Below are 10,779 nucleotides of genomic sequence, written 5' to 3' on the forward strand. Positions count from 1 at the left end.
TCGGCTTTCAGGCCGCCTCGGCGGCTGTGGCGGTGGTCGCCCCCTCGAGAGGCCGAGTGGAGGTTCTGCGCAGTGGGCAACCCGGCATGGATGCCGGGTTAGCCGCCCCCGGCCATGGATGGCCGATGGCGGCGGGCCCACGGAGCAGGACCGGAGCGAGGGTATGCCGAGCCATGGCGAGGCACCGAACGAAAGGGGCAAGAGCGCTTTGGTTACTTTCGCGCTTTTCGAAAGTGACTCGCCGTAAGGGCGAAACCAATACCAGCCATCACCGCAAAAACGGATATGCCCCCCCTTCAAAAAAACAAACCACCTGACACAAAAACGCTCCGACATTAGATCAGCGGCATCGGCAATACCCGAGCAAAACCATCGGAGTTTCTTGATCGCCATCAAGCAGGTTTCAACCCTTCGCTTCCTATCATGGACGGGCCAAGCAAAGAGGAAGCGACCATGTCAGAGACCTTCACCAAAGGCATGGCCAGGAACATCTACTTCGGGGGAAGCATCTTCTTCTTCCTGGTATTCCTGGCCTTGACCTACCACACGGAACAGACCTTCCCGGTGCGCAGTAACGAAGCGCAATTAACCGAATCAGTGATTCGCGGCAAAACAGTCTGGGAGCAAAACAACTGCATCGGCTGCCACACGCTGCTGGGCGAGGGCGCCTACTTTGCGCCTGAGTTGGGCAACGTCTTTCAGCGGCGCGGCGGGGAACAGGGCTTCAAACCTTTCCTGCATGCCTGGATGAAAATGCAGCCGCTGGGCGTACCGGGCCGGCGCGCGATGCCTCAGTTCAAATTGAGTGACCAGGAGGTGGATGACATCGCCGAGTTCCTCAAATGGAGCTCGAACATCAACACCAATGGCTGGCCGCCAAACAAGGAGGGCTGAGCAATGAGCATTGCCAATCCACATCTGAAATTCGCCTCGCAAGCCGTGGCCAAACCGTACTTCGTGTTTGCCCTGATCCTGTTCCTCGGTCAGGTGCTGTTCGGTTTGATCATGGGCCTGCAATACGTGATCGGAGACTTTCTGTTCCCGATCATTCCGTTCAACGTGGCGCGGATGGTGCACACCAACCTGTTGATTGTCTGGCTGCTGTTCGGCTTCATGGGCGCGGCCTACTACCTGATCCCGGAAGAAGCCGACCGAGAGCTGCACAGCCCGAAACTGGCGATCCTCCTGTTCTGGGTGTTCGCCGCCGCCGGTGTGCTGACGATCCTGGGCTACCTGCTGGTGCCTTATGCGGGCCTGGCCAGGCTGACCCACAACGAGTTGCTGCCGACCATGGGCCGGGAGTTCCTCGAACAGCCGACCATCACCAAGATGGGCATCGTGGTGGTGTGCCTGGGCTTCCTCTACAACATCGGCATGACCCTGCTCAAAGGTCGCAAGACCACCGTTAGCATGGTGATGATGACCGGGTTGATCGGGCTCGCGGTGTTCTTCCTGTTCTCCTTCTACAACCCCGGCAACCTCGCCCGTGACAAGTTTTACTGGTGGTGGGTGGTGCACCTTTGGGTGGAAGGCGTGTGGGAACTGATCATGGGTTCGATGCTCGCCTTCGTGCTGATCAAGATCACCGGGGTAGACCGGGAAGTCGTGGAAAAATGGCTGTACGTGATCATCGCCATGGCGCTGATTACCGGGATCATCGGCACCGGTCACCACTTCTTCTGGATCGGTGCGCCCGAGGTCTGGTTGTGGGTCGGCTCGATCTTCTCCGCCATGGAACCGCTGCCATTCCTGGCCATGGTGATCTTCGCGTTCAGCATGGTGAAGAACCGTCGTCGGCAACACCCGAATCGTGCGGCCACGCTGTGGGCCAAGGGCACCACGGTCACGGCGTTCTTCGGTGCGGGCGTCTGGGGTTTTCTGCACACGTTGGCCCCGGTCAACTTCTACACCCACGGTTCGCAACTGACGGCGGCTCACGGTCACCTGGCCTTCTACGGCGCTTACGCGATGATCGTGATGACCTTGATCAGCTACGCCATGCCACGTTTGCGCGGCTTGGGTGAAGCCGGCGACGAGCGTTCGCAGACGCTGGAGATCTGGGGCTTCTGGTTGATGACCCTGTCGATGGTGATGATCACATTGTTCCTCACCGCTGCCGGTGTCGTGCAGGTCTACCTGCAACGCTGGCAGGCCGACGGAATCGCGTTGCCCTTCATGTCCACCGTCGAACATTTGCAAGTGCTGTTCTGGGCCCGCCTGGGTTCCGGTGTGGGTTTCTTCGCCGGGTTGCTCTGCTACTTGTTCAGCTTCAAGCAACGTGGCCGCGCCGCTTTGCGCGCCCCGGCTGCCGTGGTTCCGTCATGAGCCTGCATAACGGCTAGAAAAGGTCGGCCCGGCTGAGACAGCGGGCCGTTTTTTTGCTTTGGAAAAAGGGCAACTACCATGGCCTTTACCGTTGAATTGGAAGAGTGGGTCGGCAGTGTCTGGCACCGTTTCATCACCCGGCGCGCCAGTGCGGATTTCCCCGAGGCACGCGTTGAGCTGATCAGCCAGCAACGCCCGCTGGCGCTGTTGTTTCGCGCCATGGGCGGTGCCAACGGTGTCGGCGTCGAAGCCGCCAGCGACCGCGATCTGCTGCTGCGGCGCAACGTGTTGCAGCAGATCGCCGGCACCTGCAAACAAGTGCCGTTGGCGTGGTGCGATGCGGCGAATCTTCGGCTGCCGTCGAGCCTGGCGGTGTTTCCTGACGTCGCTCTGAACGAGGAGCTCTATCGTTGGCTCGCGCTGCTGGCGGCGCAGGCCGGGCCGATGCGTCATTGGGGGCGGGACAATCAGCGCTGGACGCAACAGCTGTTGCAGCGCTTCCCCGCGTTGCGCGTCCGCTATCAACGCCTGGTCGATGCTCATCTGCAATTACGCCCGGATCCGGCCTCGTTGAACCGCAGCGAAGCGGCGCTGGAACGGGCGTTATGCCAGGCGTTGCGTGAGCCGGGCAGTGTCGAGCATTTTCCTCGTAGCGAACGCGCAGCCTGGCCGCTGCCGTTGTGGTTGTACCCGCCGCAAAATTTCGCCAGCGCGCAGGCAGCCGATCTGGGCGATGAATCCGAAGAGTCGTTGACCACGCCACCCGGTGAACAGAAAAGCGGACGCAAACGTGCCACGCGGATCGATGAAAGTACCCGTGATGGCGGGCTGTTGGTGGTGCGCCTGGAGAACCTGTTCAGTTGGACCGAACACGTGGATCTGGATCGCTGGTCGGACGACAGCGAAGACCCGGACGCCGCCCGGGTCGCCGATGACCTGGACGAACTGACGCTGTCGCGCACCCGTCTGCGCAAGGGCGGTGGCCTCAAGCTGCACCTGGACCTGCCGCCGGCCGATGTTGACGATATTCCCTTGGGCGAGGGCATCAAGTTGCCGGAGTGGGACTATCGCAAGCAACGGATGCAGGACAGCTTCGTCAATCTGCAAATGATGGTGCCGCGCGACTGTGAAGCGCAGCCGTTGCCGCCACGACTCAAGGCTTCGGCGCGACGTTTGCGCCGCCAGTTCGAACACCTGCGCAACGACCGCCAGTGGTTACGTCAGCAACCCCAGGGTTCTGAACTCGACATGCAGGCCTGGCTGGATTTTCACGTTGAACGCGAGCATGGCGAGTGCGCCGAACGGGGTTTGTTCATGGAACAACGCCAGACCCGCCGCGACCTCGCGTGCCTGCTGCTGGCCGATGTGTCGATGTCCACCGACGCCCATCTCAACGATGAACATCGTGTCATCGACGTCATCCGCGACAGCTTGCTGCTGTTCGGCGAAACCCTGTCGGTGCTGGGTGATGATTTTGCCCTGTACGGGTTTTCCTCATTGCGTCGCCAGCAAGTGCGCATGCAGGAGCTCAAGTCGTTCACCCAGCGTTATGACGACAACACCCGAGGTCGCATTCAGGGACTCAAACCGGGTTATTACACGCGCATGGGCGCCGCCATTCGCCAGGCCACCAAGCTGCTGGGCACCAGCAAACGACGCAGCAAATTGTTGTTGCTGCTGACCGACGGCAAACCGAATGATCTGGATTTGTATGAGGGTCGCTACGGTGTCGAAGACACCCGCGAGGCGGTGCGGGAGGCGCGGCGCCAGGGATTGACGCCGTTCTGCATCACGATTGATCGAGAGGCCGGGGACTACTTGCCGTACATGTTCGGCGCCAATGGCTACACCTTGATCCGCCAGCCCGAACAACTGCCTCTGCGCTTACCGCAGTTGTATCGCCAGTTGACCCAGCCTTGACCCTGGCTTCAGCGCGGCAGCCAGAAAAACATCGCCACGCAAAAGATCGTCAGGCCGATGCAGAACCACATGAACCGATGCTGCCGACGCTCTTCAGAGCGTTCGGCCAGCGCCGGCAGGGGCATACCGCAGTGGCGGCATTCGGTTTCTTTTGATGGGTTGGCGTGCTGGCAATACAGGCAGACGGGCATGGCGCTCACTCGAACTGTTCCAGGCGTGGACGATCAAGAATGGCGATCTGGCGGCCGTCCTGGGTAATGATTTTTTCATCGATCAGGCGGCGGATGATGCGCGAGAACGTCTCCGGCTGGATCGACAGGTGCCCGGCAATCAGTTGCTTGGCCATCGGCAGTTCGAATTGACTGTCGATGGTTTGCTGGCGCACCAGTTGCGTCAGCAGATAGCGCACGACCCGGTGGGTAGCGTTTTTCAGTGACAGGGTTTCGATTTCGTTGACCCGCTGGTGCAGGCGAACGCAGAGCTTGCCCAGCAGCGCGAAGGTCAGCCGGCTGTTGTTCTGCAGCAAGCGCATGTAGGTGCTGTTGGATAACCGGTAGAGCTGGGTAGGGCAGACCGCTTCGGCCGAGGCCACATAGTTGGGGGTGTCCATCAGCATCATCGCTTCGGCGAAGGTTTGCCGATCGCTGAGCACCTCGAATACTTTTTCCTGCCCGTCGGGTGTCAGGCGGTAGATCTTCACCGCCCCGGCAATCACGAAATAGAACGAATCGGCCGGCTCGCCCTGACGGAACAACGGCTCGCCTTTGTCGATGCTCAGCAGTTGGCTGGTACTCATCAATTCATCCAGCTGTTCTTCATTCAACGGCTCGAACAAGTGATGACTGCGCAGAATCTGGTGATGGACGCGATGAAGCACCATGGGAATTCATCCTGAAGGTTGAGGAGTGGCTTGCGATCAAGAATCAGACAAGGCCCAGGGAGATGCCGCTGGCTACCGCCAGGACGGAGGTCAACACCACAAACCAGGCCAGTGGCTGGACGACTTTTTTCATGAGGGCTCCCGGGATCGAGTTTGCTTTGAGTTCCCGAGGCTTGAGCAAGACGCGGGCCATGCCTGAAGGCCTTCGTTTATTGGGGTTGTAGACGCTCAGGGTAAAAAAGACCCATGCAATAAGGGTAAAAACAACCCTTAAATGGTCATTTTTACCCTGCATCAGCTACCGTTACAGCTAGGAAGTGTCGCCAGCCGTTGATCTGGAGCGGGGGCACGGCCCTTGCACACTTGATCTGCGACAAAGGCAATTGCTCGGCAATACCCGATGATTGCACCCGGAATTACCTCGCGTGCTGGTTGGCGCCAGGTCAGCAACAAGGTAGAGGAGTGGCTTTATGCAAGTGCTTGACCGCCGTAAAGCGATGGCCATCGCGCCGCTGTTACGTCTGGCCTTTCGGCCGTTCTTCCTCGCGGGCGGCCTGTTGGCCGTGCTGGTCATCCCGCTTTGGCTGGCGGCCTTCAGCGGTTCGTTGTCCGCATGGCAGCCGGCCGGTGGTTGGCTGGGCTGGCATCGGCATGAATTACTGTTCGGGTTCGGGCTGGCGATTATTGCGGGCTTCCTGCTGACGGCCGTACAGACCTGGACCGGTCGCCCCGGCCTCAGCGGCAAACCGCTGGCCGCGCTGGCGCTGCTGTGGTTGGCGGCGCGCGTGGCGTGGCTGGTCAATGCGCCGTGGCCGCTGCTGGTGGTGCTGGAAATGGCGTTCCCGCTGGCGGTGGCGGCGTTGATGGGCTTCACGTTGTGGAAGGTACGGCAAAAGCGTAACTACCCGATTGTGGTGGTCCTGCTGTTGCTGGCCGGGGCTGACGGGTTGTCCGTGTCGGGGCTGGTCGCAGGTCATGAGGGCTGGCAGCGTCAGGGCGTGCTGACCGGCATCTGGCTGGTGGCGGCCATGATGGGGTTGATCGGCGGGCGCGTCATTCCGTTCTTCACCCAGCGCGGCCTCGGCCGGGTTGACGCTGTCGCGCCTTGGCCGTGGCTGGATTGGCTGCTGCTGATTGGCTCGCCACTGGTGGCGTTGCTGTATGCCGTCGGCCCTGCGCTCAACGCCAATGTCTGGGTGGGTTTGTTGTTCGCGGTGCTGGGGGCTGGGCATCTGGTGCGCCTGGTGCGCTGGCAAGATCGCGGCCTGTGGCGCGTGCCGTTGTTGTGGTCGCTGCACCTGGCTTACGGCTGGCTGGCGGTGGCCTGTCTCGGCATGGCGCTGTGGCATTTCGGCGTACCGCTGAACCCGAGCCTGGCAGTGCATTGCCTGACGATCGGCGCCATGGGCGGTCTGGTGTTGGCGATGATCGCTCGGGTAACGCTTGGGCATACCGGTCGTGCGCTGGAGCCGCCGTCGGGCATGACCTTGGCGTTCATTTTGCTCAACCTGGCGTGTCTGAGTCGGGTCGTGTTGATTGTGTTTTTCCCTTTGCCGGCGTTGTGGCTGGCCGGTCTGTGCTGGACGCTGGCGTTTGCGCTGTACGCCTGGCGTTATGGGCCGATGCTGCTGCGGGCCCGGGTCGACGGTCATCCGGGATGAGCAGGCCAAAGAATGGAGGCGGGCGATGATGTATCCCTTTTTGTTGATTACGCATTTGCTGGCAGCCATCGCCTTCATCGGCACGCTGTTTTTCGAAGTGGTGATCTGGCACCGCGCCCGCCAGCCGCTGGCGGAAACGGCGCGAGCGACGGCGGATCAGGCGATTGCCGTGCGCTCGCGCAAGGTGCTGCACGGTGTGGTGTTGCTGTTGTATGGCGCCGGCATCGCGCTCGCCTGGCAACACCGCGGTGTTTTGAGCCAGCCGCTGGCCAGCAGTTTTGGCACTTTGCTGAGCCTGAAAATCATCCTGGCCCTGAGCATCATCGGCCATTACCTGCTGCTGGCGTATTGGCTGAAAAGCGCGCGGCTGTCCACGACCCGCGCGACCTGGATTCGCCGCAGCATTCTCGGGCACATGGTGTTGATCGTGATCCTGGCCAAGGCAATGTTCTATTGGCACGGCTGATGGCGCTGTAAAACCGGTAGTTCTGAGGTGACGCCATTCGCGAGCAAGCCCGCTCCCACAGGGGAATGTTGATCCCTGTGGGAGCGAGCCTGCTCGCGAAAAGTGTGATCAGTGGTGTGGGTTCAGGGCGTTAATGAACAGCACGTTGTTTTCCAGGTGAATGTGTTGCATCAGGTCGTCCTTGAATTCCAGCAACCCGCGATAGAGTGCGCGCCAGGTGTTGCAGGCATCCGCCGGCGGAGTGATGTGGTGGGTCAGGGCGAGCATCTGTTCCAGCGCTTCGCCATGTTGATCATGTTCGAAACGCAACACCTGGATCGGCGGTGCGGCCTGCGGGCCGATGCCCTGTTGCAGCATCGGGAAGAGCACTTGTTCTTCCTTGAGCATGTGGCCTTCGAGTTCTTGCTGCATGTCGCTCAGCAGATCGGCCAGGCCGTTGGGACAGGTGCTGCGCGCGCCGTGCACTTGCTCGACGCGTCGGGCCAGGCGGATCAGTTCCGGCAGTTGCTCGCGGTGGCGGGCGTGGTAGCGCGTCAGGAGGTGGGCAATCAACGCCTCGGACGTTTCGGTACGCCAGTCGTGCTGGGTTTCGCCGGTGTCTTGCAGGGTTTCCAGGGCATCGGCAATCAGCAGCGGATCGAGGTCTTTGCCAAGGGCCGCTTCCCGCAGGCTTTTATGCCCGCCGCAACAGAAGTCCAGTTTGAAGTTGTGAAAGATTCGGGTGGCGCCGGGAATGTCGCAGGCCAGTTGGCCGAGGCTTTGTTCCAGTAGGGTCTGGCTCATCAGGGGTTCCTTGCTTGGGTTTCAACGGTTCCCCTGGCTTGTTGCATCCGGCGTGCCATATTTAACTGATTGATAAATATGAATTTATTTTTAGTTGTGGTGATGCGCACCCTGACGCATTAGGGTGAATCCCACCATAGAGGGTAATTAAAACCATGCTGCGTGAAAGCCTGGCGGCCGACCTGATTGTCGAGTTGCCCAATGCCGTACGGTTGCAACGACTGGTCCAGACCCTGCGCCAATACTTCAACAGTGGCGCGGTGGGTTTATTGCGTCTGGATGACGACAGCCTCAGGCCCGTGGCGACGGTGGGGCTGGTGCATGAAGCGTTGGGGCGCCGGTTCGTCATTGCCCAGCATCCCCGGCTGGCGGCGATCATGGCCTCGCGCGAGCCCGTCTGGTTCGAGCCCGACAGTCGCCTGCCGGACCCTTACGACGGATTGCTCGACAACCACATCGGCGAACCGCTGCCGGTGCATGACTGCATGGGCGTGAGCCTGTATGTCGAGGGTCGGATCTGGGGCGCGATCACCCTCGATGCGCTGCACGCTGGAACCTTCGACAGCCGTGCGCGGGAGGAGCTCAAGCGTTGCACCCTGCAGATCGAAGCAGCCGTGCGGGTCACTCGCCTGGAACAGGAAAACCGCAGCTTGCGCCTGTCTCGCAGCGATCCTCAGGATTTGCGAATGCCGGTCGAGGAGGGCGAGATCCTCGGGCAGAGTGAGGTGTTGCATCAGCTACTCAATGAGCTGGACGTGTTGGCCGACTCCGATCTGCCGGTGTTGCTGCTGGGCGAGACCGGTGTTGGCAAAGAACTGTTCGCCCGGCGCTTGCATCGTCTGTCGCGGCGCAGCCACAAGCCGCTGATTCAGGTCAACTGCGCGGCCTTGCCCGAGTCGTTGGCGGAAAGTGAATTGTTCGGACACGTCAAAGGCGCCTTCTCCGGTGCCACGGGTGACCGTGCCGGGCGCTTCGATGCGGCCAACGGTGGCACGCTGTTTCTCGATGAAGTCGGTGAGTTGCCATTGAGTGTGCAGGCGAAATTGCTGCGCACCTTGCAGAACGGCGAGATCCAGCGCCTGGGCGCGGACAAGCCGCTGCATGTCGATGTGCGCATCATCGCCGCCACCAATCGGCACCTGCCGGACAGCATTCGCGATGGCCTGTTTCGGGCCGATCTGTATCACCGGCTCTCGGTGTACCCGGTGCCGATCCCGTCGTTGCGCGAACGCGGCAATGACGTGTTGATGCTGGCCGGGCATTTCCTTGAGCTCAATCGGGCGCGGCTCGGCCTGCGTGGCTTGCGTCTGTCGCCGGCGGCGGAACGCGCGTTGCTGGCGTATACCTGGCCGGGCAACGTGCGCGAGCTGGAGCATGTGATCAGTCGTGCCGCCTTGAAGCAGCTCAGTCGCGGTAGCAGTCGTGCGTTGATCATGACGCTGGAGCCCGAGATTCTTGATCTCGACAGTGCTCCGAACGCACCGCAGGTTGTTTCTGAGCCGTCCGACGCCGCTCCGGCTGATCTGCCATTCCAGCCGCTGGGTGAAGCCGTCGACGATTATCAACGCAAGAAAATTCTCCAGGCCCTGAGCCTATCCGGGGAAAACTGGGCCAGCGCGGCGCGGATTCTGGAAGTCGATCCGAGCAATTTGCACAAACTGGCGCGGCGTCTGCGGCTCAAGTAATCGACACTGTTGATGGCGGTCAAGGTCGGTTGGCGCAGTGCCTCGCACACTGAGCAAAACCTTCCGGAGATCACTGTCATGCCGCTTTCCCTGGCCCAAATGCGCCGCAACTACACCCTGTATGGCTTGCAGGACGAGCATGCGCTGGATGACCCTTTGGTGATGTTTCGCCAATGGCTGCAACTGGCCCGCGATACCGAGAGCGCGCCTGTCGAAGCCAATAGCATGATGCTGGCGACGGTCGACAGCGAAGGGCGGCCGCACTGTCGTGTCCTGTTGCTCAAGGGTTTGAGCGAGGAAGGGTTTACGTTCTTCGGTCATTACCAGAGTGACAAGGGTCAGCAACTGGCCGCCAATCCTTATGCCGCCATGACGTTTTTCTGGCCGGGGCTGGAGCGGCAGGTGCGTATTGAAGGTCGCGTCTCGAGGCTGGATCCGGCGTTGTCGGATGAGTACTTTGATTCCCGGTCCATGGCCAGTCGTCTCGGTGCCTGGGCTTCGCCGCAAAGCCGTCCGCTGGCGAGTAGGGCAGCGCTTGAATTGCTGTTGGCTGACACGATCAAACGCTTCGTCGGGCAGACTGTGTCGCGACCTGAGCAATGGGGCGGCTATTGTCTGCATCCTGAGCGCCTGGAGTTTTGGCAGGGGCGTGCGGACCGGTTGCATGACCGTATTGACTATCGCTTGCATGAGGGTGTCTGGAAACGGAGCCGTTTGGCGCCTTGAGTCTGATGGGAAATGGTGGGGGGGCTTTGTTCGGGTGCATATCCGTTGCTGCTGTGATGGCTGCTATTGGTTTCGCCCTTACGGCGAGTCACTTTCGAAAAGCGCGAAAGTAACCAAAGCGCTTTTGCCCCTTTCGTTCGGTGCCTCGCCTAGGCTCGGCATCCCCTCGCTCCGGTCCTGCTCCGTGGGCCCGCCGCCATCGGCCATCCATGGCCGGGGGCGGCTAACCCGGCATCCATGCCGGGTTGCCCACTGCGCAGAACCTGCGCTCGGCCTCTCGAGGGGGCGACTACCGCCACAGCCGCCGAGGCGGCCTGAAAGCCGACCTGGCTC

The 10,779-nt window shown here is 61.0% G+C and carries 10 protein-coding genes; 7 read left to right on the forward strand and 3 right to left on the reverse strand.

Annotated elements, in window-relative coordinates:
* Positions 1-453: 453 nt before the first annotated feature.
* The 3 genes from KGB27_RS29520 to KGB27_RS29530 all read left to right on the forward strand — a co-directional run bounded on the left by KGB27_RS29520 (position 454) and on the right by KGB27_RS29530 (position 4,245).
* Positions 454-894 carry a c-type cytochrome gene (locus tag KGB27_RS29520; protein WP_008029662.1) on the forward strand — a complete coding sequence of 147 codons (441 nt, stop codon included), beginning with the start codon at positions 454-456 and terminating at the stop codon, positions 892-894.
* 3 nt (positions 895-897) lie between these two features.
* Positions 898-2,325: a cbb3-type cytochrome c oxidase subunit I gene (locus tag KGB27_RS29525; protein WP_008029660.1), complete on the forward strand. Its 1,428-nt coding sequence runs from the start codon at positions 898-900 to the stop codon at positions 2,323-2,325.
* 78 nt (positions 2,326-2,403) lie between these two features.
* Positions 2,404-4,245 carry a nitric oxide reductase activation protein NorD gene (locus tag KGB27_RS29530; RefSeq protein ID WP_008029658.1) on the forward strand — a complete coding sequence of 614 codons (1,842 nt, stop codon included), beginning with the start codon at positions 2,404-2,406 and terminating at the stop codon, positions 4,243-4,245.
* Between the two features lie 8 nt (positions 4,246-4,253).
* On the opposite strand, the gene KGB27_RS29535 is transcribed toward KGB27_RS29530, so the two are convergent.
* Both KGB27_RS29535 and KGB27_RS29540 read right to left on the reverse strand, forming a co-directional pair.
* The gene (locus tag KGB27_RS29535; RefSeq protein ID WP_032832810.1) at positions 4,254-4,445 is read right to left on the reverse strand and encodes a hypothetical protein; all 192 of its coding nucleotides are present in this window, start codon (positions 4,443-4,445) and stop codon (positions 4,254-4,256) included.
* A complete protein-coding gene (locus KGB27_RS29540; protein ID WP_008029654.1) occupies positions 4,442-5,125 on the reverse strand; it encodes a Crp/Fnr family transcriptional regulator in 684 nt (227 codons plus the stop codon). Before KGB27_RS29540 ends, KGB27_RS29535 begins: the two co-directional genes overlap by 4 nt.
* Positions 5,126-5,595: 470 nt before the next feature.
* Here KGB27_RS29540 and KGB27_RS29545 point away from each other — a divergent pair, with 470 nt between their 5' ends.
* Both KGB27_RS29545 and KGB27_RS29550 read left to right on the forward strand, forming a co-directional pair.
* Positions 5,596-6,786: an NnrS family protein gene (locus KGB27_RS29545; RefSeq protein ID WP_008029650.1), complete on the forward strand. Its 1,191-nt coding sequence runs from the start codon at positions 5,596-5,598 to the stop codon at positions 6,784-6,786.
* A gap of 28 nt (positions 6,787-6,814) precedes the next feature.
* Positions 6,815-7,252 carry a CopD family copper resistance protein gene (locus KGB27_RS29550; RefSeq protein ID WP_192226591.1) on the forward strand — a complete coding sequence of 146 codons (438 nt, stop codon included), beginning with the start codon at positions 6,815-6,817 and terminating at the stop codon, positions 7,250-7,252.
* Positions 7,253-7,360: 108 nt separating this feature from the next.
* Here the strand turns inward: KGB27_RS29550 and ytfE are convergent, their stop codons facing one another.
* A complete protein-coding gene (ytfE, locus tag KGB27_RS29555; RefSeq protein WP_008029646.1) occupies positions 7,361-8,035 on the reverse strand; it encodes an iron-sulfur cluster repair protein YtfE in 675 nt (224 codons plus the stop codon).
* Between the two features lie 155 nt (positions 8,036-8,190).
* Here ytfE and norR point away from each other — a divergent pair, with 155 nt between their 5' ends.
* Both norR and pdxH read left to right on the forward strand, forming a co-directional pair.
* Positions 8,191-9,720 carry a nitric oxide reductase transcriptional regulator NorR gene (gene norR / locus KGB27_RS29560; RefSeq protein ID WP_008029644.1) on the forward strand — a complete coding sequence of 510 codons (1,530 nt, stop codon included), beginning with the start codon at positions 8,191-8,193 and terminating at the stop codon, positions 9,718-9,720.
* Between the two features lie 78 nt (positions 9,721-9,798).
* On the forward strand, positions 9,799-10,446 hold the full coding sequence (gene pdxH, locus KGB27_RS29565) for a pyridoxamine 5'-phosphate oxidase (RefSeq protein ID WP_223453073.1): 648 nt from the start codon (positions 9,799-9,801) through the stop codon (positions 10,444-10,446).
* The last annotated feature ends 333 nt before the right edge of the window (positions 10,447-10,779 follow it).

Origin of the sequence: Pseudomonas sp. BF-R-01, assembly GCF_019946615.1 — a bacterium.
Lineage (GTDB): Bacteria > Pseudomonadota > Gammaproteobacteria > Pseudomonadales > Pseudomonadaceae > Aquipseudomonas > Aquipseudomonas migulae.